The organism is Streptomyces sp. NPDC001568, assembly GCF_042893755.1.
In the GTDB taxonomy this organism is placed as follows: domain Bacteria; phylum Actinomycetota; class Actinomycetes; order Streptomycetales; family Streptomycetaceae; genus Streptomyces.
Map to the genome: position 1 here is coordinate 70,015 of NZ_JBIAVF010000008.1, position 24,757 is coordinate 94,771.

The 24,757-nt window shown below is 72.0% G+C and carries 25 protein-coding genes; 8 read left to right on the forward strand and 17 right to left on the reverse strand.

Annotated elements, in window-relative coordinates; genetic code table 11:
• Window positions 1-380: 380 nt before the first annotated feature.
• Together ACFY0I_RS16430 and ACFY0I_RS16435 are read left to right on the forward strand one after the other, a co-directional pair.
• Entirely contained in the window at window positions 381-752 is a 372-nt protein-coding gene (locus tag ACFY0I_RS16430; RefSeq protein WP_388895547.1) for a VOC family protein, read from the forward strand.
• A 107-nt stretch (window positions 753-859) separates the two neighbouring features.
• A complete protein-coding gene (locus ACFY0I_RS16435) occupies window positions 860-1,258 on the forward strand; it encodes a VOC family protein (RefSeq protein ID WP_388895550.1) in 399 nt (132 codons plus the stop codon).
• Window positions 1,259-1,328: 70 nt separating this feature from the next.
• Here ACFY0I_RS16435 and ACFY0I_RS16440 read toward each other — a convergent pair whose 3' ends face one another.
• Window positions 1,329-1,610, reverse strand: a complete 282-nt coding sequence (locus tag ACFY0I_RS16440; protein ID WP_388895552.1) for a hypothetical protein — start codon at window positions 1,608-1,610, stop codon at window positions 1,329-1,331.
• Between the two features lie 206 nt (window positions 1,611-1,816).
• Complete coding sequence (locus ACFY0I_RS16445; protein ID WP_388895555.1) at window positions 1,817-3,376, reverse strand: APC family permease; 1,560 nt, start codon at window positions 3,374-3,376, stop codon at window positions 1,817-1,819.
• A gap of 271 nt (window positions 3,377-3,647) precedes the next feature.
• On the opposite strand from ACFY0I_RS16445, the gene ACFY0I_RS16450 reads away from it, so the two are divergent.
• Window positions 3,648-4,745, forward strand: coding sequence for a DNA alkylation repair protein (locus ACFY0I_RS16450; protein WP_388895557.1), 1,098 nt, complete (start codon window positions 3,648-3,650; stop codon window positions 4,743-4,745).
• On the opposite strand, the gene ACFY0I_RS16455 is transcribed toward ACFY0I_RS16450, so the two are convergent.
• From ACFY0I_RS16455 to ACFY0I_RS16505, 11 genes are all read right to left on the reverse strand, one after another.
• Window positions 4,687-5,919: an HTTM domain-containing protein gene (locus tag ACFY0I_RS16455; protein ID WP_388895560.1), complete on the reverse strand. Its 1,233-nt coding sequence runs from the start codon at window positions 5,917-5,919 to the stop codon at window positions 4,687-4,689. The two genes, ACFY0I_RS16450 and ACFY0I_RS16455, sit on opposite strands and share 59 nt — an antisense overlap.
• A complete protein-coding gene (locus tag ACFY0I_RS16460; protein ID WP_388895563.1) occupies window positions 5,916-6,503 on the reverse strand; it encodes a DUF5819 family protein in 588 nt (195 codons plus the stop codon). Before ACFY0I_RS16460 ends, ACFY0I_RS16455 begins: the two co-directional genes overlap by 4 nt.
• A 150-nt stretch (window positions 6,504-6,653) precedes the next feature.
• Window positions 6,654-7,472, reverse strand: coding sequence for a hypothetical protein (locus tag ACFY0I_RS16465; protein WP_388895566.1), 819 nt, complete (start codon window positions 7,470-7,472; stop codon window positions 6,654-6,656).
• Between the two features lie 263 nt (window positions 7,473-7,735).
• Window positions 7,736-9,241 carry an aldehyde dehydrogenase family protein gene (locus ACFY0I_RS16470; protein WP_388895569.1) on the reverse strand — a complete coding sequence of 502 codons (1,506 nt, stop codon included), beginning with the start codon at window positions 9,239-9,241 and terminating at the stop codon, window positions 7,736-7,738.
• On the reverse strand, window positions 9,238-10,977 hold the full coding sequence (locus ACFY0I_RS16475) for an amidohydrolase family protein (RefSeq protein WP_388895572.1): 1,740 nt from the start codon (window positions 10,975-10,977) through the stop codon (window positions 9,238-9,240). Before ACFY0I_RS16475 ends, ACFY0I_RS16470 begins: the two co-directional genes overlap by 4 nt.
• Window positions 10,978-11,188: 211 nt before the next feature.
• Window positions 11,189-12,316, reverse strand: a complete 1,128-nt coding sequence (locus ACFY0I_RS16480) for an LLM class flavin-dependent oxidoreductase (protein WP_388895575.1) — start codon at window positions 12,314-12,316, stop codon at window positions 11,189-11,191.
• A gap of 115 nt (window positions 12,317-12,431) precedes the next feature.
• Window positions 12,432-13,217 (reverse strand): SDR family NAD(P)-dependent oxidoreductase, encoded by a 786-nt coding sequence (locus ACFY0I_RS16485; RefSeq protein ID WP_388895578.1) that lies wholly within the window; start codon window positions 13,215-13,217, stop codon window positions 12,432-12,434.
• A 10-nt stretch (window positions 13,218-13,227) separates the two neighbouring features.
• On the reverse strand, window positions 13,228-14,175 hold the full coding sequence (locus tag ACFY0I_RS16490; RefSeq protein WP_388895581.1) for an LLM class F420-dependent oxidoreductase: 948 nt from the start codon (window positions 14,173-14,175) through the stop codon (window positions 13,228-13,230).
• A gap of 337 nt (window positions 14,176-14,512) precedes the next feature.
• Entirely contained in the window at window positions 14,513-15,328 is an 816-nt protein-coding gene (locus ACFY0I_RS16495) for a hypothetical protein (protein WP_388895584.1), read from the reverse strand.
• A 26-nt stretch (window positions 15,329-15,354) separates the two neighbouring features.
• Window positions 15,355-16,623 carry a sensor histidine kinase gene (locus ACFY0I_RS16500; protein WP_388895587.1) on the reverse strand — a complete coding sequence of 423 codons (1,269 nt, stop codon included), beginning with the start codon at window positions 16,621-16,623 and terminating at the stop codon, window positions 15,355-15,357.
• Window positions 16,620-17,285: a response regulator transcription factor gene (locus ACFY0I_RS16505; RefSeq protein ID WP_388895590.1), complete on the reverse strand. Its 666-nt coding sequence runs from the start codon at window positions 17,283-17,285 to the stop codon at window positions 16,620-16,622. Before ACFY0I_RS16505 ends, ACFY0I_RS16500 begins: the two co-directional genes overlap by 4 nt.
• 90 nt (window positions 17,286-17,375) lie before the next feature.
• On the opposite strand from ACFY0I_RS16505, the gene ACFY0I_RS16510 reads away from it, so the two are divergent.
• From ACFY0I_RS16510 to ACFY0I_RS16530, 5 genes are all read left to right on the forward strand, one after another.
• Entirely contained in the window at window positions 17,376-17,891 is a 516-nt protein-coding gene (locus tag ACFY0I_RS16510; RefSeq protein ID WP_388895592.1) for a hypothetical protein, read from the forward strand.
• Window positions 17,876-19,018, forward strand: coding sequence for a peptidoglycan-binding protein (locus ACFY0I_RS16515; RefSeq protein WP_388895595.1), 1,143 nt, complete (start codon window positions 17,876-17,878; stop codon window positions 19,016-19,018). Before ACFY0I_RS16510 ends, ACFY0I_RS16515 begins: the two co-directional genes overlap by 16 nt.
• 20 nt (window positions 19,019-19,038) lie before the next feature.
• The gene (locus tag ACFY0I_RS16520) at window positions 19,039-19,773 is read left to right on the forward strand and encodes an ABC transporter ATP-binding protein (RefSeq protein ID WP_388896220.1); all 735 of its coding nucleotides are present in this window, start codon (window positions 19,039-19,041) and stop codon (window positions 19,771-19,773) included.
• Entirely contained in the window at window positions 19,773-20,999 is a 1,227-nt protein-coding gene (locus ACFY0I_RS16525; RefSeq protein WP_388895598.1) for an ABC transporter permease, read from the forward strand. The genes ACFY0I_RS16520 and ACFY0I_RS16525 overlap by 1 nt, the downstream gene beginning before the upstream one ends.
• Before the next feature lie 77 nt (window positions 21,000-21,076).
• Window positions 21,077-21,517, forward strand: a complete 441-nt coding sequence (locus ACFY0I_RS16530) for an NUDIX domain-containing protein (RefSeq protein ID WP_388895600.1) — start codon at window positions 21,077-21,079, stop codon at window positions 21,515-21,517.
• A gap of 112 nt (window positions 21,518-21,629) precedes the next feature.
• Here the strand turns inward: ACFY0I_RS16530 and ACFY0I_RS16535 are convergent, their stop codons facing one another.
• The 4 genes from ACFY0I_RS16535 to ACFY0I_RS16550 form a co-directional block, all read right to left on the reverse strand.
• Window positions 21,630-22,478: a trypsin-like serine peptidase gene (locus ACFY0I_RS16535; protein ID WP_388895603.1), complete on the reverse strand. Its 849-nt coding sequence runs from the start codon at window positions 22,476-22,478 to the stop codon at window positions 21,630-21,632.
• Window positions 22,479-22,639: 161 nt separating this feature from the next.
• A complete protein-coding gene (locus tag ACFY0I_RS16540; RefSeq protein WP_388895606.1) occupies window positions 22,640-23,056 on the reverse strand; it encodes a PIN domain nuclease in 417 nt (138 codons plus the stop codon).
• Window positions 23,053-23,295, reverse strand: coding sequence for a type II toxin-antitoxin system VapB family antitoxin (locus ACFY0I_RS16545; protein WP_388895609.1), 243 nt, complete (start codon window positions 23,293-23,295; stop codon window positions 23,053-23,055). The genes ACFY0I_RS16540 and ACFY0I_RS16545 overlap by 4 nt, the downstream gene beginning before the upstream one ends.
• 115 nt (window positions 23,296-23,410) lie before the next feature.
• Entirely contained in the window at window positions 23,411-24,637 is a 1,227-nt protein-coding gene (locus ACFY0I_RS16550; RefSeq protein ID WP_388895612.1) for an amidohydrolase family protein, read from the reverse strand.
• Window positions 24,638-24,757: the final 120 nt, after the last annotated feature.

Sequence of the window (24,757 nt, forward strand, 5' to 3'; positions counted from 1 at the left end):
ACGGTCCCTCGTCTCGTCACTGAGGGAGCTGCTCCTGCTCCTCTGACCCGTGACCGTTCTTTTGGGGGGTTCCCGTCGGTCTTCGGCTTTCCGGGACGTGCCGGTCGGTCAAGGGTGGCCGAAGGCCATCGCGAAGCGACGCGACGACGAAGGAGGAGCGCCCTTGAGGGACCGGTACGGCACGGGGAGACGATGAGACCGGCGGGAAACCACCAAACCCACCCTGATCCGGATCAACGAGATCCCGCCCCCACCGGAACCCCGACCCGGCGTCCGAAACCCCGACCACCCGCACCCCGACGCCCCCGACCCCGCCACACCGCCCCCGCCCCCGCCAAAGTCGGTGGACACCCGTGCCGACGTGATCGATAGTGCCGCCCATGGCCTCACTCGTGCGACACATCACCATCGACTGTTCCGACGCCTACAGCCTGGCGCAGTTCTGGGCGGCGGCCCTTGACGGGGCGATTTCCGACGAGGACTTTCCCGGCGATCCCGAGGCGTTGGTCACCGCCGACGGGGCGGCGCTCCTGTTCGTGACGGTGCCCGATGCCAAGGCGGTGAAGAACCGCGTGCACCTCGACCTCCAGCCGCAGGACCGGTCCCGGGACGAGGAGGTGGAGCGGATCGCCGCCCTGGGGGCGACGGTCGTCGGTGACCGGCGGAACGCGGACGGGACGGGCTGGGTGACCATGGCCGACCCCGAGGGGAACGAGTTCTGCGTCGAGCGCAGCGTCGGCGAGCGGGGGTAGCTCCCGGCGGTGGGGAGGACCGCGTCCCACGTGGCGTCGGGCTCGGCCACCTGACACATCCCGGGCCGATTCCACCGCCTCCGGCGGGGGAGCCGTAGCCTCCCGGGATGATCGATTCACGGACCCACATCCGCGTCGCGCGGCCGTCCCTCGACCTGGAGGCCGCCGAGCGGTTCTACGTCGACGGGCTCGGGCTCGACGTTCTCTGGCGCACCTCGGGGCAGGTTCCGGGGGAGCACGATCTGGTGATGGTCGGGCCGACCGGGGGCGGCTGGCACTTCGAGCTGACCCTGGATCCCCGGAGCCCGCTCGCGCCCGCGCCCACCGTGGACGACCTGTTCGTCGTCTACCTCGGGCAGGCTCCCGACGAGGCCCTGGTGCGGCGTCTGATCGACTGCGGCGGGACCCGGGTGGCCTCCCACAACCCGTACTGGGACGAGTACGGAGTCACGGTCGCTGACCCCGACGGGTACCGGCTGGTGCTCTGCTCGCGCACCTGGGGCTGAGCCGCCCGCCCCCCGCCGCCGACCCGGCCGCCTTGCTCCGGGTCGGCGTCGGCGCCTCGGGCTGTCGGGGTCAGTTCACGCTCGGGGCCTTGGGGAGGCCTGCGGACAGGGCGCCGCCCGCGCCGGCGAGGGAGGCCTCGGTGGCCTTGGAGGCGGAGCCGGCGGCCTGGGAGGTCACGGCGACGGCGGTCTTGGTGTCCTGGACGGCCTGTCCCGGGTGGTCGACGATGTCGGTGACGCGCTGTGTGATCGGGGGCGCCTCGACCGGCGACTCGTCGGCGTGCGCGGCGACGGGGGTGAGTGCGAGGGCGGCGCCGCCGGTGAGGACCAGGGCGGTAAGGGTGCGCTTCATGGCATTCATGCCCCGCCCAACGACCCCGCCGCGCCCCGGGTCACTGCGACGTCGACCGGAACCCCCCGCGGCGTCAACGGGAGTCCCCGCCCCTGGGCACCGCCCCGCCGCCGGGCGCCGAACGCCCGCGGCCCCGCATCGGGGAGGAACCGGTGCGGGGCCGTGGGGATGACACGGAACGGGCGGGAGGGGGTACGGGCCGCAGGTCAGTCCTCGACCACCAGGGCCGGGGTGGACTTCGTGAGGATCTCGCCGCGGAAGAAGGCGGGGCTGCGGCGTTCGGTGACGATCATGATGACCAGGCCCAGGGCGAGCAGTCCGACGCCGATGACGAAGACGCTGCCGACGCCGAGGACGGTGGAACCGGATCCGTACGACGGGTTCCACATGTCGATCAGGGTCTTGAAGAAGACCGTGGCGAGGAGCAGGCCGCCGAGGACCGGGAAGACGCCCTTGAAGAACAGGTCGCGGGCGGAGCGGCGCAGGTCGCCGCGGAAGTACCAGGCGCAGGCGAAGGCCGTCAGCGAGTAGTAGAAGCAGATCATCAGGCCGAGCGCGAAGATCGTGTCGGTGAGGACGTTCTCGCTGACCAGGGTCATCACGGTGTAGAAGACGCCGGTCGCGATGCCCGCCATGACGGTGGCGCGGCCCGGGGTCTTGAACCGCTCGTGGACCTTGGCGTAGGAGGGCGGCAGCGCCTCGTACGTGGACATGGCGAGGACCGTGCGGGCCACGGGGATGAAGGTGGTCTGGAGCGACGCCGTCGCCGAGGCCAGGACCGCGACGAAGAGCAGGATGCCGAGCATCGGGCCCATGACGGGGCCGGCGAGGGCGGCGAAGACGTTGTCGGAGGTGTCCGGGTTGCCGAGGCCGAGGCCGGTGGTGCCGGAGCCGACGGCCATCTGGGCGGCGACGCCGGTGGCCAGGTAGGAGCCGACGAGGACGACCATCGCGATGAGCGAGGCGCGGCCCGGGGTCTTGGCGGAGCCGGTGGTCTCCTCGTTGGTCGCCAGGCAGGCGTCCCAGCCCCAGTACATGAAGATCGAGAGCGAGAGTCCGGCGGTGAAGGCCGCCATGGACTCGACCGCGAAGGGGTTCATCCAGGACCAGGAGAAGTCCAGGCCGGTGTCGAAGGTGCCGGCCGAGGCCTTCTGGAAGGCCATCGCGACGAAGATGGCGAGGACGGCGAGCTGGAGGCCGACCAGGGTGTACTGGACGCCCTTGGTGGCGGTCATCCCGCGGTAGCTGATGGCGGTCGCGGCGGCGATGAGGGTGAGGCAGGTGACGATGTGGACGAGCTTGTTGTCGTCCAGGGCAGCGATCGACTCGTTGCCGGTGATCTCCCCGGCCAGGAGCCAGAAGTACGAGGTGGCGACGCCGGCGAGGTTGGAGAGGACGATGATCGTGGCGATCACCAGGCCCCAGCCGCACATCCAGCCGATGCGGGGGCCGAAGGCCTTGACCGTCCAGGTGAAGGAGGTGCCGCAGTCCGGCATGGCCTTGTTGAGCTCGCGGTACGCGAAGGCGACCAGCAGCATCGGCAGGAAACCGGCGAGGAAGATCGCCGGCATCTGCATGCCGACCTCACCGGCGGTGGAGCCGAGGGTCGAGGTCAGGCAGTAGACGGGGGCGACGGTGGAGATGCCGATGACGGCGCTTCCCACCAGGCCGACGGACCCCTTGCCGAGGCCCTTGCCGCGAACGTCGCCCTCGGCGACGCCGCTTACCGTGTCTCCGACCCGAGGCCGAACGTCCAGCTGTGTCATGAGTCAGGACGTTAGACGCTGCGGTTTCCTCATTCGGAAGACTTAAGTCCAGTACTTCACAGGGCTAAATCCCTTGGAATCCCGAGATCTGGACTGTTCACACTCCCGCAATACAAGGTTCACTCAGGCATCTAATCGTGCTTCGGAAGGCTCTGAGCCGAACCTTCCGGAATGCGGAAACCGCAGCCATGCCCGATTTGCCCCATTCAAAACTTTCCCGTGCAAATTTTCGGGCCGCCGCCACCAAGGCCCCTACCGCCACAATGGCCCCATGCCCACAGCCGACGAGCTCCTCAGCGCGGATACCGTCAGTAACCTGGCGCGAACGCTCGCCCGAGCGGCCCGCGCACCGCGCAGCCCCGCCCTGCTCACCTGCGCCGGAGCCCTCGACGGCCTCGGCTACGGGGCGCGCGTCGCGGCCGTGCGTGACGCCGTCCTCGCCGACCTGCCGGACGAGTGGCCCACCTTCGAGGCCGTCGTCCGGACGGCCCTGGAGGACCCCGGGTTCGCGGGCTGGATGACCTTCCCCGTCAACGAGGCCGTCGCCGTGCGGGGGCTGGCGGCCTTCGAGCCCGGCCTCGCCCTGCTCCGCGACCTCACCCCCCGCCTCACCGCCGAATCCGCCGTGCGGCCCTTCCTGCGCGCCGACCCCGACCGCGCGCTGGCCGTCGTACGGACGTGGACGGACGACCCCGACGCGCACGTCCGCCGGCTCGCCAGTGAGGGCACGCGGCCCCGGCTGCCCTGGGCCCCGCAGCTGCCGGCGTTCGTCGCGGACCCGCGTCCGGCCGTCCCCGTACTGGACGCCCTCCACCGCGACCCGTCCGCGTACGTGCGCCGGTCCGTCTCCAACCACCTCAACGACATCAGCCGCGACCACCCCGAGCTCGCCGTCGAGACCGCCGCCGCGTGGCGGGAGGATCCCGCCGGGACGACGGACCGCGTCGTACGACACGGGCTGCGCACCCTGATCAAGGCCGGCCACCCCGGCGCGCTGGCCCTGCTGGGACACTCCCCCGACGTCGCCGTCACCGTCCGCGGGCCGGTCGTCGCCACCCCGCTGGTATCCGTCGGCGAGTACCTCGTCTTCGGGTACGAGGTCACCCACACCGGCCCGCTCCCGGCCGAGCTGGTCATCGACTACGTGATCCACCACGTCAAGGCGAACGGCGCCCGCACCCCGAAGGTCTTCAAGCTCACCACCCGCGCCCTGGCCCCCGGCGAGAGCCTCTCCGGCACCCGGCGGCACTCCTTCAAACCGATCACCACCCGCCGCTACCACCCCGGCGAGCACCTGGTGCAGCTCCAGGTCAACGGTCGGGTCCGGGGCGAGGCGGGGTTCTCGCTGGACGTCCCGGGCGGGCCCTGACCACGCGCGTCACGCCGTCGCCCAGCCTGCGCAGCAAGGCGGTCGGCAGGAAGAGCATGTCCGCCGCGACCATCGCCAGGGCGAAGTACGGCAGGCCGAGCAGGATCCCGATGCCCGCGTGCATGGACATCATGATCAGGACCATCACGGTCCGCAGCCGACTGTTGAAGAGGGTGAAGGGGAAGGCGACCTCGACGATCACCGTGCCGTACGTCAGCAGCAGGACGATCACGCCGCTGCTCGCGACGGCGTGGGACAGGGCGGGCCACGGGGTGACGTTGCCGAGGTGCAGGACGTAGTGGAGCGCCGTGCCGTCCTGCCAGAAGGAGCCCTGGATCTTGTACCAGCCGGAGGCCGCGTAGATCAGGCAGACCTGGGCGGCGATCACGAACATCGCGCCCGCGTGCACCACGTTCCCGACCATGTCCATCACGGTGCGGGGCTCGCCGGGCGCGTAGCGGCGCACCAACCACCACGCCGACTGGGCGAGGACGAAGCCCCACAGCAGCAGCGCCCAGCCCGCGCTCAGCAGGCCCAGTGCGGTGACCACGGCGAGCACGGCGGTCCCGCACGCCCACAACGCGATGCCGGTGGTGTCCCGGCCCTCGCTCCGGCCGGCCTTCAGGGCGCGCGCCGCGCGCCGGGCGTCCAGTGACCAGACGCGGCCGCAGCGGGTGAGCACCAGGTAGATCGCCATGACGTGGACGACGTTGTCGCCGCCGTTGCCCACGAAGGGGCTGCGGTTCTGCAGCGCCAGCACGCCGAGCATGAAGAGCAGCGAGGCGGTGCGGGTCCGCCAGCCGAGGAGCATCATCACGGCCGCGGCGATGGCGGCCACGTAGACGATCTCGAACCACAGCCGGCCGTCGTTCCACATGAGGACGGAGAAGGCGTGCGTGGTGGTGTTCCACTCCTGGGCCATCCCCCAGCTCCAGGCGCTGTCCGTGCCGAAGAGCTCGTTGCGGTACACCCACTCGCGCAGCAGCAGGACGAGCCAGGTGAACGCGAAGCCGATCCTGACGACGGCCGCCTGGTACGGGGCGACGGCGCCGACGGTGACGCGCTCGAGCCCCCGCCGGGCAACGGCGCGGATGCCGCGCGGCGCCGGGGTCGGCGCAGGCCGCGGCGGTGGTTCGGAGGCGCGGCCGGTGGTGACGGGCGAGTACGTGGTCACTTGAGGTCCTCCGCCTCGACGGTCCACCACGGCTGGACCAGGTAGGCGGTCCGGGTGTCGACCTCCAGGCCGCTCCCCCGGGGTGCCGCGACCGGTGTGACGGCCGAGCGCAGCTGGACGAGCCGGATGGTGCCGCCGTCGACCCGCGGTTCCAGACGGTCGACGGCGAGGCGCAGCAGGAGCCGCTGCGTCAGGCTCCCGAACTCGCCGGTCGGCAGACCCTCGTCGTCGAGCGAGTAGATGTAGTTGGTCCAGGCGAGACGGAGTTCGTTCTGGTGTGCCTCGCTGGGGAAGGGGTTGTGCAGGATGCCCTTTTCGTCGAGCGCGGTGAGGTCCGTCCATCCGGTTTCGACGACGGCGCCCGCGCCGCCGTCGCGGTCGGGCATCAGGACTTTCGCGCGGGCCTGCACGTGAATGTTCGCCGATTGCGGGTTGGGGGCGAACAGCTGCCATTCCTGGGTGAATTCGGGGGCGACGTACTTGTTGATGAGCGTGGCGTGCTGTCGAGAAAGAGCGTTCGACGGTGCGTTGTTGAGGAAGAGCATCGTCAAGTGAACGACGGCCAGGGCCACTACGCCCGCCACCGCGAGCACGATCACGGCCAGTGATACGCGTGAAAGACCGAACGGCCCGTCCGGCCTGCCCACTTCATCCAGCGACGATCCGGTGGGCCGGCCCGCGCCTTCCGGAGTGTCTCCGGTCGGCGCGTGCCCGCCGCGCCCCGTCCGCATGCGCTACCCCACGTTGCCCTGGACGTTGCCCTGGGCTCCGCCGCCGGGCGCGTTGCCCTGCACGTTGCCCTGGGCATTGCCCTGGGCTCCGCCACCCTCGGCCTTGCCCTGCACGTTGCCCTGCACGTTGCCCTGGGCACCGCCGCCGGGCGCGTTGCCCTGCACGTTGCCCTGGGCATTGCCCTGAGCCCCGCCACCCTCGGCCTTGCCCTGCACGTTGCCCTGCACGTTGCCCTGAGCACCGCCGCCGGGCGCGTTGCCCTGCACGTTGCCCTGGGCATTGCCCTGGGCGTTGCCCTGGGCATTGCCCTGGGCGTTGCCCTGGACGTTGCCCTGCGCGTTGCCCTGGACATTGCCCTGGACGTTCCCCTGCGCGTTGCCCTGGACGTTCCCCTGCGTATTGCCTTGGACGTTCCCCTGCGTATTGCCCTGGGCTCCTCCGCCCTGGGCCTTGCCCTGGACGTTGCCCTGGACATTGCCCTGGGCTCCGCCGCCGGTCTTGCCCGCCACCTTCTTGCAGTTGACGAACGCGAAGTTCTGGCCCTCCTGCCCCGCGAGGACGGTGTAGTCGGCGTTCTTCTGCGTGCGGTTGACCGAGAAGGACCCTCCCACGATGTTCAAGGACTGGGTGGTGTTGCCGTCGTTGAGTTTCCGGGGAGCCGTGAAGCCCTCACCGGTGATGGTGACGCCGTTCGCCGATGGCGTGACCGTGCAACTCGCGGCGGGCACCGCTTGGGCGGTCTGCGCGAAGGCGAGACCGCCGGACAGAGCGAGTGAGGACGCGACGAGCGAGATCGCAGCGCGTCTGGTGGACACATGCATGAGGTGCTCCCATCAGGGACTGGCGGGAGGGACGGGTCGCCGGACGCCGTCTCCGCTCGTCGCCCGGGCACAGACTTGCCGAGGCGCACAGAGCTGCGGCCCGGGGCGGACGCGAATGCGAACGCTTCCCCGAACCCCCGGTCATCGCTGCGTTCCGGCGGCAACCTGAAGGCCGGACGGCCCCGCCCTTCCCATGCTCCCCCTCCCCACCCGGGGTGTCGACCGGGGGCACGCTCATGCGGACGGCCCCCGGTCGGCGGGCCTCAGCCGGGCCAGACGATCGACTGGACCTCGCTGTAGGCGTGCAGGGCGTACGAGCCCACGTCCCGGCCCACGCCCGACTGCTTGAAGCCGCCGAACGGCGCCTCCATGTTCCGGCCGATCGTGTTGATGCCGACGCCGCCCGCCCGGAGCCGCCCCGCCACCCGGAAGGCGCGCGCCGAGTCCCCGGACCAGACGTAGGACAGCAGCCCGAAATCGCTGTCGTTGGCCAGCGCGACGGCCTCGTCCTCGCCGCCGTCGAAGGGGACGACCACCACGACCGGGCCGAAGATCTCCTCCCGCACCACGCGCATGTCGTTCGTGCAGTCCACCAGCAGGGTCGGCGCCACCCAGAAGCCCCGGCCGGCCCCCACCACGGGGCGTTCCCCGCCGTGGACGATCCGGGCCCCTTCCTTGCGGCCGAGTTCGACGTACGACTCCACCCGGTCGCGGTGCGCCGCCGAGATCACGGGGCCGACGACCGTGCCGCGCTCGGCCGGGTCGCCGACCTTCATGAAGGCCAGGTAGCCGGTCAACTTCTCCACGAGCTGCGCGTACACCGACCGGTGCACGATCACCCGGGTCGGGGCGGTGCAGATCTGCCCGCTGTAGAAGGAGAAGGTGGTGCCGATGCCCATGACGGCGGAGTCCAGGTCGGCGTCGTCCAGGACGATCGCCGCGCCCTTGCCGCCGAGCTCCATCAGCTGCCGTTTCATCGTCCGGCCGCACACCTCGGCGATGCGCTGCCCGACGGCGGTGGAGCCGGTGAAGGAGACCATGTCCACGTCCGGGGAGTCCACGGCGGCCTCGCCGACCTCCACCGACGTGCCGCAGACCACGTTGACGACGCCGGCGGGGACCCCGGCCTCGTGGAGCGCCTCGGCCATCTTGAACACGGACAGCGGGTCCTGCGGCGCCGGCTTCACCACGACGGTGTTCCCCATGGCCAGGGCCGGGGCGACCTTGCCCGCCGGGTTCGCCCAGGGGTTGTTGTACGAAGTGACGCAGGTGACGACCCCGACGGGCCGGCGGACCTCCAGGGCGCCCAGGATGGCCGCCCTCCCCATCGGTCCGGCCTCGGTGACCTGCGGCGGCAGCGCCTTCTCGACGGGTTCCAGGGCGCCCCGGGCGTACCGCCGGAACCGTGACACCCCGACGCCGACCTGCATGCCGCGGGCGATGCCGGTGGGCGCCCCGGTCTCGGACTGCGCGAGGGCCGCCCAGGGTTCGTACTCCCGCTGCATGATGTCGGCGGCCCGGTCGAGGATGGCCGCCCGCGCCTCGGGCGTCGTACGGGACCAGGCGCCGAAGGCCTCCGCCGCCGCGCGCGTGGCCTCCGCGACCTGGGCGCGGCCGGCCTCGGGCGCGAGGCCGACGACGGATTCGTCCGCCGGGTTGATGACCTCGTAGTGCCCGCCGGCGGGCTCGACCCAGTCGCCGCCGATGTAGAGCCGCTGGGGCGTCCGGTCCGGGGCGCCGGACGGGGTGGCGCGGGGCGTCGTGCTCATCGGGTGCTCACCGTCCTGGTGTGCCGGCCCGAACGGAGCACGGTGCCGGGGACGGCGCCCGTCACCGCGTCGTCGCGGATGGTCTCCACGCCGTTGACGCGTACGGAGACGATGCCGATGGCCCGCGCGTCCAGGCGCGGGCTGTCCCCCGGCAGGTCGTGCACGAGCGTGGCCGGTCCGGCCTCGATGCGTTCGGGGTCGAACAGCACCAGGTCGGCGTGCCAGCCCTCGGCGACGCGACCGCGTTCGCGCAGCCCGAAGAGTTGGGCGGGGTCGTCGGTGAGCATCTTGACGGCCTGTTCCAGCGGAACGAGCTTGCGGCCGCGCAGGCAGTCCCCGAGGAAACGGGTCGTGTACGGGGCGCCGCACATCCGGTCCAGGTGGGCGCCGGCGTCCGAGCCGCCGAGCATGACGTCCTCGTGCTGCCAGGTTTCGGCGCGCAGGGTCCAGCTGGCCGGGTCGTTGTCGGTGGGCATCGGCCACAGGACGGTGCGCAGGTCGTCGTTGGCGCAGATCTCGACGAGGCAGTGGAAGGCGTCCAGGCCCCGTTCGGCGGCGATGTCGTTGACGACGCGGCCGGAGAGGCCCTCGTTCTCCTTGCTGTACGTGTCACCGATGACGTAGCGGCCGAAGTTGGCGAGGCGCCGGAAGACGCCGGCCTCCTTGCTGTCGGCGCGGCGCAGCATCTCGGCGCGTACGTCGGCGTCGCGGAGCTTCGCGATCCGTTCGGGGACGGGCAGCCCGAGGACGTCGCCCCAGCCGGGGATGAGGTTCAGGGCGCAGAAGGTGCCGAGCGACATGTTCATCGGGGTGAGGATCGGCATGGTGAGCGCGACGATGCGGCCGCCGGCCTTGCGGGCGCGGGCGCTGGGGATGAGCTGGCGGGGGACGCGTTCGGGGACGGAGGCGTCGATGGTCAGGACGTTCCAGTTGAGGGGCCTGCCGGCGGCCGCGCTCATGTCGACGAAGAGGTCGATCTCCTCGTCGGAGAACTGGTCGAGGCAGCCCGCGACGATGGCTTCGAGCTGGGTGCCTTCGTGGTCGGCGACGGCGCGGGAGAGCGCGAGGAGTTCGGCGGGTCCGGCGTGCCGGGAGGCGACGGGGGCGCCGGCGCCGTCGGAGTGCGTGGAGGACTGGGTGGTGGACAGACCCCAGGCGCCGGCGTTCATGGCGTCGTGGAAGAGGTCGAGCATCTGCTGGAGTTGCTCGGGGGTGGGCTGTCCGCCGACGGCGTCGGCTCCCATGACGTGCCGGCGCAGGGCGCAGTGGCCGACCATGAAGCCGGCGTTGACGGCGATGCGGCCTTCGAGGGCGTCGAGGTACTCGCCGAAGGTGGACCAGGTCCAGTCGACGCCTTCTTCGAGGGCCTTGAGGGCCATGCCCTCGACCTTGCTCATCATGCGGCGGGTGTAGTCGGCGTCCTCGGGGCGGTCCGGGTTGAGGGGCGCCAGGGTGAAGCCGCAGTTGCCGCCGGCGACGGTGGTGACGCCGTGGTTCATGGAGGGCGTGGCGTACGGGTCCCAGAACAGTTGGGCGTCGTAGTGGGTGTGCGGGTCGATGAAGCCGGGGGTCAGGACGAGGCCGGTCGCGTCCTCGGTGGTGCGGGCCTCTTCGGTGAGGGTGCCGGGGGCGCCGATGGCGGCGATCCGGCCGTCCCGTATGCCGACGTCGGCGACGTGCGCGGGGGCGCCGGTGCCGTCCACGACGGTGGCGCCCTTGATCAGGTGGTCGAGCATGGCGTCCCTTCAGCGGGTGCGGTGTGGTCGCGGAGCGCGCCGCCGGCGCCGGGGTGCGCGTGGCGCGCTGCCGCCCCCGGCGGGGTGCGGCGTGCGCGCCGCTGCCCCGGCCGGAGGTCGCCGGGCCGGCCGCGGCCCCGTGGCGACCTCCGGCCGGGGCCGGTGCGGGGCGGCGGTCCGGGAAGACGCCGCCCCCGTGCGGTGGGTGCCGTCAGGAGCCGGCGGCCTCGCGGAAGCGGGTGGTGCGGTGGATCGGGTCGGTGTCGATCTCGGGGATGACGTGTTCGCCGAGGAGCTTGATGGTGTTCATCGTGTCCTCGTACGAGACCCCGGTCGGCAGGCCGAAGGACAACTGGTCGGCGCCGGCCTGTTCCCAGCGCTTGCACTGCTGGAGGACCTCGGAGGGGTCTCCGCAGATCATGAGTTCCTCGGCGATGAGCAGCTCGATGATCTCCGCGTTGTACTCGGGGAGCAGCTCGGGCCACTGCGGTATCGCCTCGGGCCGCGGGAAGGTGTCGTGGTAGCGGAAGACCAGCGACTGGAAGCGGTTCATGTTCGCGTTGACGGCGATCTCGACGGCCTTGTCGTGGGTCTCGGCGCAGATCGCGGTGGAGGTGACCATGACGTTGTCGTTGACGAAGGCGCCGATGGCCTTCGCCTCCTGGATGGCCGTCTTGTACTGCTCCAGCACCCACTCCATGTCGGAGACCTTCTGGACGCTGAAGCCGAGGACGCCGAGGCCCTTCTTCGCCGCCATGGCGTACGAGGAGGGGGAGCCGGCGGCGTACCACATGGCCGGGTGGGCCTTGCCGTACGGCTTGGGGAAGATCTTGCGCGGCGGCAGCGACCAGTGCTTGCCCTGGAACCCCTCGTACTCCTCCTGGAGGAACATCTTGGGGAATTCCGCGATGGTCTCCTCCCAGATCTCCTTGGTGCCGTTCATGTCCTCGATGCCGGGCAGGAAGCCGAGGATCTCGTGGCTGCCGGCACCGCGGCCGGTGCCGAACTCGAAGCGGCCCTTGGAGAGGTGGTCGAGCATGGCGACCTTCTCGGCGACCTTCACCGGGTGGTTCACCGGGGCGAGGGGGTTGAAGATGCCGGAGCCGAGGTGGATGCGCTCGGTGGCGTGCGCGAGGTAGCCGAGGAACACCTCGTTCGCGGAGAGGTGGGAGTACTCCTCCAGGAAGTGGTGTTCCGAGGCCCAGGCGTACTTGAAGCCCGACTTGTCGGCCTGGATGACGTACTCGGTCTCCTCGATCAGCGCCTTGTGCTCTGCCTCGGGGTCGACCCTGGACCGTGACTCGGCCACGTATCCCTGCACGAAGAGCCCGAATTCCAAGGGGGTTCACCGTCCTTTGATTTCTGACGCTGCGTCAGATTCGATGTCCCGACTGTTCCACCGCCGGGGCGTGAGCGTCAATACCTGACGCTCCATCAGATGCGCTGGGGAGGGGCTAGAGGATGCTGACGCCCGCCATCCAGCCGCCGTCGATGACGAAGGGCTGGCCGGTGATGTACGAGGAGTCCTCGCCGGTCAGGAACAGCGCCAGCCGGGCCACCTCCTCCGGCCGCCCCACCCGACCCAGCGGCACGACCCGCTTGTACAGCTCGGCCATCGCGTCCCTGGCCTCGTCCGTGATCCCGGCCGGGTCCAGCAGGCCCGGATTGGCCATCGGGGTGTCCACCGCGCCCGGGCACATGGCGTTCACCCGTATCCCCTTGGCCGCCAGCTCCAGCGCCGCCACCCGGGTCAGGCCGAGGATCGCCGCCTTGGTCGCCGCGTACGTGCCGACGTACGCCATGCCCGTCAGGCCCGTGTACGAGGAGGTGTTGACGATGGTCCCGCCGCCGGCCGCCTCGATCTCCGGGGCGACCGTCTTGATGCCGAGGAAGGCCCCGACCTGATTGACCTGGACGACCTGCTGGAACTCCTCCAACGGGGTCGCCGTCAGCTCGTTGAACCGCAGGATGCCCGCGTTGTTGACCAGGCCGCTCACCGGCCCGAACGCCTCCTTCGCGGCGGCGATCGCCGCCGCCCAGTCCTCCTCGCGGCTCACGTCCAACCGGACGTAGCGCGCCCGGTCCTCCCCGATCTCCTTGGCGACGGCCGCCCCCTGCTCGTCGAGCACGTCGCCCAGCAGCACCCTGGCGCCCTCGGCGGCGAAGAGCCGCGCCTCCTGCTCGCCCTGCCCGCGCGCCGCACCGGTGATGATGACGACGCGCCCGTCCAGCTTGCCCATGCGTGTGCCCCTAGTCGTTGAGGAGCGGGGCCACCTCGGCCCCGAAAGCGGTGATCTGGTCCACGAGTTCGTCCCGGTCGCGGCTGCGGAAACGCACCTGGATCTGGTCCACGCCGAGGGCCGCGTACGCGCGGAGGGACTCCGCGAGCGCCTCCGCCTTGCCGGTGAGGGCCCGCCGGCCGGTGTCCCAGCCGGGCTCGCCGACGTAGAGCGCCTCGGTGATCGCGCCGATCTCCAGGGGGCCGCTCACCCCGGCCGCCTCACGCAGTTCGCGGATCCGGGCGACCTGTGCCGGGATCTTCTCCCTCGGGTCCCCCTGCGGGAGCCAGCCGTCGCCTCGCACGGCCGCCCGGCGCACCGCGGCGGGCGAGGAGCCGCCGATCCACACGGGGATCCGGGCCTGGGCGGGCCGGGGCAACTGGCCGAGGTCGCGGAAGGAGAACCGCTCGCCCTCGAACTCCGGGTACTCCTCGGGGCCCAGGGCGGCGCGCAGGGCGTCCAAGGTCTCGTCGAGCACCGCGCCGCGGCGCTCGAAGTCGACGCCGAGGACCTCGAACTCCTCCTGAACGTGACCGGCCCCGACCCCGAGGATCAACCGGCCCCCGCTGAGGTGGTCGAGCGTCGCGTACTGCTTGGCGGTGACCAGCGGGTGGCGCAGGCCGACGATCGCTACGTGGCTCAGCAGCCGCACCCGCTCGGTGATCCCGGCGAGGAAGGCCAAGGTGGCCACCGGGTCGTACCAGATGGTGCTCATGGGGCCGGCGAGGCGCCGCGGGATGGCCACGTGGTCACAGGTGGCCACGTACCCGAAGCCGGACCGGTCCGCGGCGCGGGCCACCTCGGCGAGGTCGACCGCGCCGGCGGAGGCCTCCCAGGGTTCGGCGTAGATGGTGCTCTGCGACTGGATCGGGAGCTGCATCCCGTACACCAGCCGGCCTTCCGGAAACACGCGTGTCATGCCGGACCCGCCTCGCCTTCGTCTGCCGGTCGTCCGCCGGTCGTCCGCCCCGACGCGCTGTCGACCCGGACGGCGAAGCGCACGGCGGAGCGCGCCGGCGGAGCGCGCCGTCGGCGCGCCCGGGGGCTGCGGGGCCATCGTCGTAGCTGACGGTCCGTCAGGCAAGAGGGGCGGCGGGGGCGCGGTGGAGGCGGGGGTGCCCGCGGGGGTGTCCGCGTCCGGGGTGCGCGGGCTCGGCGCGGCGGCGGGTCGGGGCGGGCGCGGAGCGGGGACGGAGCGGAAAACGGACGGGCCGGGTGCGTCGTCGCGCGACGACGCACCCGGCCCGTCCCTCCGCTCAGAAGCCCTCGGGGCCCATGGCGATGACCGGCTTCGCCGCCGGGTCAAGGGTCGTGAGGAGGGTCTGCATCGCGTCCTTCGGGATGCCGACGCAACCCTGCGAGGGGCCGTCGTGGTCCACGTGCAGCCAGATGTTGCCGCCCTTGCCCTCGCCGTCCGGCTTCTCCGGATCCAGCGGGGACACCCCCTGCTTGCGGTTGAAGTCGATCGCCACGACGTAGTCGAAGGAACCCGCCAGGGACTCGCCGTTCACACCCCGGCCCGACGCGACGAACGCGGCGTCCCGGTCGTACGGCAGCCGGGTGCCGGGCGGGGCGGCCAGCAGGCCGCCCGCGTCGGTGAGGGAGAACACGCCCTGCGGGGACGTCAGGTCCCCGTAGGAGCGCTCCGTGGACCAGCCCTTGGCGCCGTTGCGGCCCGCCCACTGCGCGGACCGCGTCCAGTCCGCACCCGGCGCGGGCCGCGTGTACAGGGCGACGGCCGACTCCGAGGAGTCCTTGGCCTTGCCCGTCACCAGCACCAGCTGCCGGGAGTCCGCCGGGATCCGGGCGCGGGTGTCCGCGCTGATGCCGGTCAGCCCCTGGAAGGGGTCGGTCCGCTGCACGGTGCGCGCCGCCCGGTCGGCGGTCTGCGGGCGCGCGTCCGAGCGGGTCTGCGGGGCAGGCGCGCCGGGCGGCTCGTGCAGCGCGTACAGCCAACCGGCGCCGAAGGCCAACAGTCCCAGGAACGCGGCAACGGTGACGGCCCGTTGCGGTCGGCCTGCGGCGGACGAGCGCGTACGGGTGCGGGAGCGGGCTCGGGCGTGCTTGCTCATTGAACCGACCGTACATCAGGTGATCTTCAGACCCGCCGAACGCCCGGCCTCCCGGGCCCCGGTGCCACCGGAAAGCGGACCCGTACCGTCAACCCGCCGTCGGGCTCCGGATTCGCCTCCGCGAGCAGCTCCGCGCCGTGCGCCCGCGCGATCGAGGCGACGATCGACAGGCCCAGACCGGCGCCCTCACCAGCGGTATGGCGCCGTTCGGCCCGCCGCCGAAAGGGCTCCAACAGCCGCGGCACGTCCGCCGCCGCGATCTGCGGACCGGTGTTCGACACCGTCAACACCCCGGCGGCGGAGGTCGCCACGGCCACCCGGCCGCCCGCCCGGTTGTGACGTACGGCATTCGCCAACAGGTTCCGCACCAGGTGCCCGAGCAACGCCCCGTCCCCGCTCACGGTGAGCGGCGCGAGGTCCCGCACGACGGTCGGGGCGGCGTCCGCCGCCTCCCCCGGCGCGGCGGCCGACCCGCCGGACGGGAAGGCCGCGGCCAGTTCCGTGTCCGCCAGCGCCGCCAGGTCCACCGGTTCCACCGATTCCAGGCCCTCCTCGGAGACCGCCAGCAGCAGCAGCGACTCGATCAGGTGCTCGCTGGAATCCGCCACCGCGATGAGCCGCTCCCGGATCCGGGCCACCTTCTGCGGCCCGGGATCCCCCGCCAGGCCGATCTCGGCGGCAGCCCGCTGCACCGCGACCGGCGTACGCAGCTCGTGCGCCGCGTTCGCGGCGAACCGGCGCTGCGCCGTGACCAGGCCCTCCATCCGGTCGAGCATCCCGTCGAAGGTGTCCGCCAGCCGCTTCAGCTCACCCGGCGGCCCCCGCAGGGCGATCCGCTCGTGCAGGTTCGCCCCCGACAGCCGACGCGCCTTCTCGGTGATCACCCCGACGGGGCGCAGCACCCGGCCCGCCATCCACCAGGCCAACCACACCGACAGCACCGCGAACAGCGCCAGCGCGATGAGGGACACCACCGTCAGCTCGTGCAGCGCGGCCTGTTCGGCGGCGCGGGACACGTTCTTCGTCGCCGCCCACCGCGCGAGCTGCGCCTCGGTCGGGGCGACGCCGGGCGGCAGCTTCTGGGCCGGTACGAAGGCCGTCCCGTCCGGGAGGGGATCCCCGGCGCGGACCGGTACCCCGGGCATCACGGTGGTGACGGCGCCGTTGACCCGCGAACCGAGCCCCTTGCGCAGCAGTACGTTGACCAGCGCGACCAGTCCGCCGCCCGCGAGCACCAGCAGCGTGCCGTAGAGCGCGGTGAGACGGGCGCGCTCGGAATGGAGCACCGCTCTCATCGCGGACCGGTGATCCGGTAGCCCGCGCCCGGGACCGTCTCGATCAGCGGCGGCTCGCCCAGCTTGGCGCGCAGTTTGCTGAGGGTGACCCGGACCGCGTTCGTGCTGTAGGCCGTGCCCTCCTCCCACACCCGCTCGATCAGGTCGTCGCTGCTCAGCACGGCGCCCTCGGCGCGCAGCAGCGCCTCCAGCACCGCGAACTCCTTGCGCGAGAGCGCCAGCCGGTGCCCGTCGCGGCCGGCGGAACGGCGGGCCGTGTCCAGGGCGATCCCGGCCCGCTCCAGGACCGGCGGCAGCGCGGGCCGCGCGCGCCGGCCGAGCGCCAGGACCCGGGCGAGGAGTTCGTCGTAGGCGAACGGTTTGGTGAGGTAGTCGTCGGCGCCGAGACCGAGGCCCTCCACCCGGTCGCGGACGGTCCCGGAGGCGGTGAGCATCAGCACCCGTGTCAGCAGCCGTTCGCGCACCACCTGCCGGCAGACCTCGTCGCCGTGCAGCCCCGGCAGGTCGCGGTCCAGGACGAGGACGTCGTAGTCCCCCAGCCGCAGGCGGTTCAGCGCCTCCAGGCCGTCGGCCGCCTCGTCGACGGCCAGCGCGTCACGACGCAGCCCCTCGGCGATCATCTCCCGGAGGAACGCCTCGTCCTCCACCACCAGAACTCGCATGGCGTCCTCTCTACAGGAGGAGAACATTTCGCCGTTGTAAGCGGACTGCGAGAAGGAAGCGAAATCCCCTTTTCCCGCACGCTCGGGCCCATGAAGCGATCCCTGACCATGACCACGGCCGCCGCGCTGACCGGCCTGACCCTCTTCGTCACCGCCTGCACGAACGGCGGCACGTCCGGCGGGAGCGACGGCAAGGACGGCGACGGCAAGGGCAGCTCCGCGAGCGGCGGCGGCGGGAAGACCAACAGCGGGGCCGACGCGGACGCGGCCGTGAAGATGCGCCAGTGCCTGCGCGAGCACGGCATCGACGCGCCCGACCCCGAGCCGGGCCAGAACCCGAACGGCATGACGGTCGGCGGCGGCGCGGACCCGCAGAAGATGGAAGAGGCCATGAAGGCCTGCGGGATGAACGCCCCCGGCGCCGGCAAGGAGCCCACGCAGGAGGAGAAGGACAAGGAACTGCGCTGGATCCAGTGCATGCGCAAGAACGGCGTGGACCTCAAGGACCCCGAGTACCTGTCCGGCGGGATGAAGACGGGCATCGAGATCCCCAAGGGACAGGAGAAGGCCTTCGAGGAGGCCCAGAAGAAGTGCGAAGCGGCCTGATGGCCCGGCGCGGCAGGTGGCTGATGGGCACCCTGGCGGTCGTCCTGGCCGTCTCGGGCGGCGGGTACGCCGTCCTCGCCCAGCCCCCGCGGGACGGCGAACGACAGGAACGCGCCGACGGCCTCCCGCCGGCCACGGCGCCGGTGCAGCGCGGCGACCTCAGCGCGGGCCTCCAGGTGGACGGCACCCTCGGCTACGCGCAGGAACGCAAGCTGAGCGCCCCCGGTCCGGGCGTGTTGACCTGGACCTCCCCGGAGGGCTCGGCGGTCGAGCGGGACGCGAGGCTGTACGAGATCAACGGGAAGCCCGTGCGGCTGATGTACGGGGCCACGCCCATGTACCGGCCGCTGAAGGCGGGCGACAAGGGCGACGACGTCAAACAGCTCAAGCGGAACCTGATGGCCCTCGGCTGGGGCACCGGTCTCGACGCCTCGGACGGCACCTTCACCACGGGGACGACGGCTGCGGTGAAGCGCTGGCAGAAGGCCCACAAGGTGCCGGAGACGGGTGAGGTCGCCAAGGAGGACATCGCCTTCGCGAGCGGCCCCCAGCGCATCAAGCGGAACGACTCGGCCGTCGGCGACGAGCCCGGACCGGGCAAGCCGGTGCTGACCGTGACCGGGACCGAGCGGATCGCCCGCCTCCAACTGGACGCGGCGAAGGCGGAAGCGGCGCGGATCGGCGACAAGGTGACCGTACGGCTGCCCGGCGGCTCCAGTGCCACCGGAAGGATCGACGCCGTCGGCGGCACGGCCGGCGCCGACGACCCGAACGGCGGCTCGGGCGGCGGCGGTGGCGGGGGCGGGGGCGGCGGGGGTGGTGCGGGCGGCGGCGACAAGAAGGCCAAGGTCGAGGTGAGCGTCACCTTCGACAGCCCCGGCGACGTCAAGGGCCCCGACCAGTCCCCCGTGTCGGTGCGGCTCACCGGCGAGACCCGCAAGGGCGTCCTGTCCGTACCGGTCAACGCGCTGCTGGCGCTGCCCGGCGGAGGCTTCGGCGTCCAGGTCGTCGAGGACGGCCGGACCCGCGACGTCAAGGTCGAGCTCGGCATGTTCGGCAACGGCCGCGTCGAGGTGACCGGCGACGCCCTCAAGGAGGGCATGCGGGTGGGGGTGCCGAAGCTGTGACGGAACCGATCACCGAGGCGATCCGGGCCGACGGGGCCGACCGCATCAGGGCCCCCCACGCACACCCCGTCGTCGAACTGGCCGGGGTGACCAAGGAGTACCCCGGCGGGGTCACCGCCCTGCGCGGCATCGACCTGACCGTCATGAACGGGGAACTCCTCGCCCTCGTCGGCCCGTCCGGCTCGGGCAAGTCCACCCTGCTGCACATCGTGGGCACCCTGGACCGGCCCACCGCCGGCCACGTCGCCATCGCCGGTCACGACGTCGCGGCCCTGTCCGACCGGGCCCTGTCGGCGCTGCGCTCGCGCCACGTCGGGTTCGTCTTCCAGTCCTTCCACCTCGTACCGGGCCTCAGCGCCCTCGCGAACGTCGCCGAGGGCCTGCTCTACTCCGGGCTCTCCCGCGCCGAACGCGGCCGCCGCGCGGCCGCCGCCCTGGAGCGGGTCGGCCTCGGCGACCGTACGGACCACCGGCCGCACGAACTGTCCGGCGGGCAGAAGCAGCGCGTGGCCATCGCCCGGGCGGTGGCGGGCCGGCCCGACCTGCTGCTCGCCGACGAACCGACCGGCGCCCTGGACACGGCGTCCGGCCGGTCGGTGATGGAGCTGCTGCGCGAACTGAACGAGGACGGGGCCACCATCGCCGTGATCACCCACGACAACGAGATCGCGGCGAGCCTGCCCCGCCAGGTCCGCATCCGGGACGGCGAGATCGTCGCCGACCTGTGGAACCCGTCCGGGACGGAGGCCGCCTGATGGGCTCCCGTACGAGGAACCGAGCGGGCCGGCGCGCCCGGCTCACCCCGCCCCGGCTCACCCCGCGGGACGTCCTGCACACGGGCTCGGCGGGGCTGCGCTCACGGCCCATGCGGGTGTTCCTGTCGGCGCTCGGCATCGCGATCGGCATCGCGACGATGATCGCCGTGGTCGGGATCTCCTCGTCCAGCCAGGCCAAGCTGCTGCGCGAACTCGACAAGCTCGGGACGAACATGCTCGTCGCGACCCCGGGACAGGGCATGTTCACGGGTCAGGACACCACCCTCCCCCAGGACGCCCCCGCCATGATCGGCCGCATCGACGGGGTCCTGTCGGTCGGGACGACCGGTGACGTGGCGCAGTCCGTCCGTCGGTCGGAGAACATCCCGGCCGGCGAAACGGGCGGGATCGCGGTCAAGGCCGCCAAGGACGACCTGCTCGGCACCCTGCGGGCCCGCACGGGGAGCGGCGCCTGGCTGAACGGCGCCACCGGCCGCTACCCGGCGGTGGTCCTCGGACACGTCTCGGCGCAGCGGCTGGGCATCACCGCGCCGGGGCAGCAGGTCTTCATCGGCGGCCGGTACTTCACGGTGACCGGCATCCTGGAACCGGTGCCGCTCGCCCCGGAGATCGAACGCGCGGCCCTGGTCGGCTGGACGGCGGCGGAGGAACTCCTCGGCTTCGACGGCAACCCGACGGCGGTGTACGAACGTTCGGCGGACGACCGGGTGGCGGAGGTCCGCGACCTCATCGCCCGAACGGCGAACCCGAAGACCCCGAGCGCGGTCTCGGTGACCGACCCGTCGGCCGCGCTCCAGGCGAAGGCCGCCACCGAGGGCGCCTTCAGCACCCTCCTGCTCGGCCTGGGCGGCATCGCCCTCCTGGTGGGCGGGGTCGGGGTGGCCAACACCATGATCATCTCGGTGTTGGAACGCCGGCACGAGATCGGCCTGCGCCGCTCGCTCGGCGCCACGAAGGGACAGATCCGGATCCAGTTCGTCACCGAATCCCTCCTCCTGTCCGGGCTCGGAGGCCTCGCGGGCATCGCCCTGGGCGGGGCCGCCACGGCCGTCTACGCCCGAGCGGGCGACCTCCCCTGGGTGGTCCCCCTCTGGGCCGTGACGGGCGGCTTCGCCGCCACCCTGGCGATCGGCACCCTGGCCGGCCTCTACCCCGCGGTCCGCGCGGCCCGCCTCTCCCCGACGCTGGCGCTCCAGGCGGGGTAGGGGGGCGGGGGCGGGCACCGGCGCCCGCCCCCGCACACCCCTCCCTCCTCCCGAGCCCCCGCCCTTACGCTGAAGCGATGAGAACTCCACGTCGGGCAGCCCGCATTGTCGTTCTCTCCCCGAGCGGATCCGTGTTCCTGTTCCGGGAGAACAACATCGAGGTCGGCATCCACTGGCTGCCGCCGGGCGGGGGGATCGAGCCGGGCGAGACGCCCGAGGAGTGCGTGCGGCGCGAGTTGCGCGAGGAGACCGGGTGGACCGATCTGGAGCCGCAGCGGCTGCTGTGCACCTGGGAGCACGACTTCACCCACCAGGGCGTGCCGGTCCGCCAGCACGAGTACGTGTACGTCACCACCGGCCCGACCCGCGAACCCGTGCTCGAAGCCCCCGACATCCACTGGCAGTGGGTCTCCCCGGAGCGTCTGGCCGGCCTGGGCGAGCCCCTCTGGCCGCCGCTGCTGCCGAACCTGCTCTCCGGCCGGACCCTGGAGCCCGTCCACCTCGGCCTGTTGGCCTGAGCGGCGGCGCCGTCGCGCGCGCCCGGCCGACCCGACCCGCGCCGCGCCGGTGGGCGCCGCACCGAGCCCGGCCCGGCTCCCGGCTCCCGGCTCCCGGCAGGCGTCGCCCGGGTCAGCCGCTCGTGGTGGCCTTCTTGTACAGCTGGGCGGCGTAGTCGCCCAGGACGGTGCTGGTCGAGACGTCGTCGGTGTCGCCGCCCGTCAGAATCCCGATGATCTTGCTGTCGCGGCTGATCCAGGCGCTGCCGCTCGTGCCGCCCGGGAAGTCGGCGCAGTCGAAGCGCTGTTCCGTCGGGCTCAGTCGGACGGTGGTCGACGTGCAGGTACGCGGCACCTTGCGGTCGGACGGATAGCCCGTCACCGTGACTTCCTCGCCGGCGCGGCCGGAGGCGTCCAGGGCGGCGGCGCCGGTGACGTCCTCGATGGAGCGGCCCTTCTCGTCGGGGGCGAGGCGGGCGAAGGCGAGGTCGTAGTCGTCGTTCGTGTCCTCGGCCCAGCGGTCGTCCTCGAAGACCTCTTCGATCTTCCACGTGCCGTACGGAGCAACGCCGTTCGCGTACGCGGGTGCGAAGACGGCTCCGCCGGCGCTGTCGCGCTGCTTGCCCGCGAGGAGGCAGTGTCCGGCGGTGACGATCAGGTTCCTGCCGGGGCTCCGGACCACGGTCGCGGTGCAGAAGTGTTGGCCGTCCAGGCCGCCGGTGAACAGGGCGCCGGTGTAGGCGGCGGGGCCACCGGGCTGCGGGGTCACGGCGGGCGGCAGCTGGTCCGACAGCAACGGTTTCGATGCTTGCGATCGCGACGGTCCGGTCGGGGTCCCCGAAGGCGCACCCGAGGGCGTGGCCGCCTTGGCCCGCGCGGGCGCGGCCGCTTCGGGTGGTGGCGCCAACTCGGCCACCGCCGCGGAGGCGCCCAGCGCCGCCAAGGCGCACAGCACCGCAGTCACCACGGTCCTCTTGTCCACCGCCACGATCCCTCCCCGCTTTGCCCCGGCGAAGCATGCCCCGGGGGCGGCCCGAGGTGCAAGATCGGAGGTGGCCGGCCGGCGCGTTCCCGTCGTCGGGGCCGGAACGGCCGCCCCACGACGGGCCGGCACCCGGCCGCCGACCGACACCCCCGAGGGGGTCAGTCCGCCGTGCCGGCGGGGACGACCCAGCGCATCGGCTGGCCGGTGACCGCGGCGATCATGTCGAAGTCGCCGTCGTAGTGGAGGACGGTGGCTCCGTGGAGCTCGGCAGTCGCCGCGATGATCAAGTCGGCGACGGACAGCGCCCGCCAGGTCCCCGCGTCCATGAGCAGGGCCTGGACCGCGACGGCACGGTCCCAGGCCTCGTCATACGTGGCGAGCCAGTCGAATCCGCGCAGCTCCTCGCGGATCTCCCGGGCCTCGTTCGGACTCCTGACGCTGTGCAACACCTCCAGCTCGATCGCACCGCACAGCGCCAGGAGACCCGAGGTGTGCAAGGGGTCGAGAACCGCTCGCACCACCGGCTTGGGGTAGCGGGCCAAGGCGGACTTGTCGATGAGGAAACGTGCGCTCATGCCGCCTTGTCCTGCTCGACCTGGGGGGAAGGTGCGGGCGGAACCGCGGGCTGGTCCACCGGACCCGTCAGGTCCGGCAGCCGGCCTTCCGCGAGACGGGCAAAGAAGGACTCGCGCTTGCGGCGCTTGACCGCGTCCTCCAGGGCCGCGTTCACCGTGGCGACCTTCGTCTTCGTGCCGAAGATCTTCGCGGCCTCCGCCAGCAGGTCGTCGTTGACGTCGATCACGGTTCTGGCCATGGGGAACCTCTTCCGTCAGGGGCGGGCCGGACCGACCACGCTTAAACGATATCAAGATCTACGTCAAGAGATATCGTTTCTGCGGCCCGGCCGGCCCGCCCCTCCCCCGAGCCCGCTACGCCCCCGGACCCGCCCACAGCCCGTCCGGGGTCAGCCCCAGCAGGTCGATCGCGTTGCCGCGGACGATGCGGTCCACCACGTCCGGGTCCAGGTGGCCCATCTGGGCTTCGCCGACCTCGCGGGACTTGGGCCAGGTGGAGTCCGAGTGGGGGTAGTCGGTCTCGTAGAGGACGTTGCCGACGCCGATGGAGTCCAGGTTCTTCAGGCCGAACGCGTCGTCGAAGAAGCAGCCGTAGACGTGCTCGGCGAACAGCTCCGACGGCGGGCGCAGGACCTTGTCCGCGACCCCGCCCCAGCCGCGGTTCTCCTCCCAGACCACGTTCGCGCGCTCCAGGATGTAGGGGATCCATCCGATCTGCCCCTCGGCGTACATGATCCTGAGGTTGGGGAAGCGTTCGAACTTGCCGCTCATCAGCCAGTCGACCATCGAGAAGCAGCAGTTGGCGAAGGTGATGGTGGATCCGACGGCCGGCGGGGCGTCCGCCGAGGTGGACGGCATCCGCGACGAGGAGCCGATGTGCATGGCGATGACCGTGCCGGTCTCGTTGCACGCCTCCAGGAACGGGTCCCAGTCGTCGGTGTGGACGGACGGCAGGCCCAGGTGCGGGGGTATCTCGGAGAAGGCGACGGCGCGCACGCCGCGGGCCGCGTTGCGGCGGACCTCGGCGGCGGCGAGGCGTGCGTCCCACAGCGGGACGAGGGTCAGCGGGATCAGTCGGCCCCGGGCTTCGGGGCCGCACCACTCCTCCACCATCCAGTCGTTGTAGGCCCGTACCCCGAGCAGGCCGAGCTCGCGGTCCTTGGCCTCGGTGAAGGTCTGGCCGCAGAAGCGGGGGAAGGTCGGGAAGCAGAGGGCGGACTGGACGTGATTGACGTCCATGTCCGCGAGGCGTTCGGGAACCGAGAAGGAGCCCGGGCGCATCTGGTCGTAGGTGATGACTTCCAGCTTGATCTCGTCACGGTCGTACCCGACGGCGGTGTCGAGGCGGGTGAGCGGCCGGTGCAGATCCTCGTACACCCACCAGTCGCCGACGGGTCCGTCGTCACCGGGGGCGCCCATGACGGGGGCGAACTTGCCGCCCAGGAAGGTCATTTCCTTCAGGGGGGCGCGGACGATCCGGGGGCCGATGTCGCGGTACTTGGACGGGAGCCTGTCCCGCCAGACGTGCGGGGGCTCCACCGTGTGGTCGTCCACCGAGATGATCTTCGGGAAGGTCTCCATGCCTCCCACCGTAGCGCTGATCTGACGAACCGTCAGCTAGTTGGCGGCGGATCGGTCCTCTGCGGACTGACGTGTACGCGCAAGACAGGGCAGACTGGCCCTCAAACGACGGAAGGCAGG

Coding starts and splice junctions, on each gene's coding strand:
- ACFY0I_RS16430 (WP_388895547.1), top strand. CDS start 381: ATGGCCTCACTCGTGCGACACATCACCATCGACTGTTCCGACGCCTAC.
- ACFY0I_RS16435 (WP_388895550.1), top strand. CDS start 860: ATGATCGATTCACGGACCCACATCCGCGTCGCGCGGCCGTCCCTCGAC.
- ACFY0I_RS16440 (WP_388895552.1), bottom strand. CDS start 1,610: ATGAAGCGCACCCTTACCGCCCTGGTCCTCACCGGCGGCGCCGCCCTC.
- ACFY0I_RS16445 (WP_388895555.1), bottom strand. CDS start 3,376: ATGACACAGCTGGACGTTCGGCCTCGGGTCGGAGACACGGTAAGCGGC.
- ACFY0I_RS16450 (WP_388895557.1), top strand. CDS start 3,648: ATGCCCACAGCCGACGAGCTCCTCAGCGCGGATACCGTCAGTAACCTG.
- ACFY0I_RS16465 (WP_388895566.1), bottom strand. CDS start 7,472: ATGCATGTGTCCACCAGACGCGCTGCGATCTCGCTCGTCGCGTCCTCA.
- ACFY0I_RS16470 (WP_388895569.1), bottom strand. CDS start 9,241: ATGAGCACGACGCCCCGCGCCACCCCGTCCGGCGCCCCGGACCGGACG.
- ACFY0I_RS16475 (WP_388895572.1), bottom strand. CDS start 10,977: ATGCTCGACCACCTGATCAAGGGCGCCACCGTCGTGGACGGCACCGGC.
- ACFY0I_RS16485 (WP_388895578.1), bottom strand. CDS start 13,217: ATGGGCAAGCTGGACGGGCGCGTCGTCATCATCACCGGTGCGGCGCGC.
- ACFY0I_RS16490 (WP_388895581.1), bottom strand. CDS start 14,175: ATGACACGCGTGTTTCCGGAAGGCCGGCTGGTGTACGGGATGCAGCTC.
- ACFY0I_RS16495 (WP_388895584.1), bottom strand. CDS start 15,328: ATGAGCAAGCACGCCCGAGCCCGCTCCCGCACCCGTACGCGCTCGTCC.
- ACFY0I_RS16500 (WP_388895587.1), bottom strand. CDS start 16,623: ATGAGAGCGGTGCTCCATTCCGAGCGCGCCCGTCTCACCGCGCTCTAC.
- ACFY0I_RS16505 (WP_388895590.1), bottom strand. CDS start 17,285: ATGCGAGTTCTGGTGGTGGAGGACGAGGCGTTCCTCCGGGAGATGATC.
- ACFY0I_RS16510 (WP_388895592.1), top strand. CDS start 17,376: ATGAAGCGATCCCTGACCATGACCACGGCCGCCGCGCTGACCGGCCTG.
- ACFY0I_RS16525 (WP_388895598.1), top strand. CDS start 19,773: ATGGGCTCCCGTACGAGGAACCGAGCGGGCCGGCGCGCCCGGCTCACC.
- ACFY0I_RS16530 (WP_388895600.1), top strand. CDS start 21,077: ATGAGAACTCCACGTCGGGCAGCCCGCATTGTCGTTCTCTCCCCGAGC.
- ACFY0I_RS16540 (WP_388895606.1), bottom strand. CDS start 23,056: ATGAGCGCACGTTTCCTCATCGACAAGTCCGCCTTGGCCCGCTACCCC.
- ACFY0I_RS16545 (WP_388895609.1), bottom strand. CDS start 23,295: ATGGCCAGAACCGTGATCGACGTCAACGACGACCTGCTGGCGGAGGCC.
- ACFY0I_RS16550 (WP_388895612.1), bottom strand. CDS start 24,637: ATGGAGACCTTCCCGAAGATCATCTCGGTGGACGACCACACGGTGGAG.